Below are 582 nucleotides of genomic sequence, written 5' to 3' on the forward strand. Positions count from 1 at the left end.
CCGCGCTGTTGCCGATGTTGGCGTTGATCTTGGTGAGGAAGTTGCGGCCGATGATCATCGGCTCGCTTTCCGGATGGTTGATGTTGTTGGGCAGTACCGCGCGGCCGCGTGCGATCTCGTCACGCACGAATTCGGGGGTGATGATTGTCTGGATCGACGCCCCGAAGGCCTCGCCCGGGTGCTGCTGCAGCAGGCCGGCATCACGGATCGCGTCCAGGCGCTGGTTCTCGCGGATGGCGACGAACTCCATTTCCGGCGTGATGATGCCGCGCCGCGCGTAGTGCATCTGGGTGACGTTGGCGCCGGCACGCGCACGGCGCGGCAGGCTGCGCGCGGGGAAACGCACCGCGTCGAGCTTCGGGTCATGCTCGCGGTCGCGGCCGAACGAAGAGCTCAGGCCATCGAGCTGTTCGGTATCACCGCGCTCCTCCACCCAGCCACGGCGCAACGCAGGCAGGCCGGTCGACAGGTCGATGGGCACCTCCGGATCGGTGTACGGGCCCGAGGTGTCGTAGACAGTGACCGGTGCATTCTCTTCGCCGCCGAACAGCGTCGGCGTGCGGGTCAACGCAATCTCGCGCA

1 protein-coding gene is annotated in these 582 nt (G+C 66.8%); it reads right to left on the bottom strand.

The annotated features are described in order from the left end of the window. Positions 1-574, bottom strand: a 574-nt coding sequence (locus tag C9414_RS20885; RefSeq protein WP_483295699.1) for a phosphomethylpyrimidine synthase ThiC, incomplete at its 3' end; no start/stop codon positions are given. Between the last annotated feature and the right edge of the window lie 8 nt (positions 575-582).

It is taken from the genome of Bacillus sp. Nf3 (assembly GCF_003028545.1).
Taxonomy (GTDB): Bacteria; Bacillota; Bacilli; order Bacillales; family Bacillaceae; genus Bacillus; species Bacillus safensis.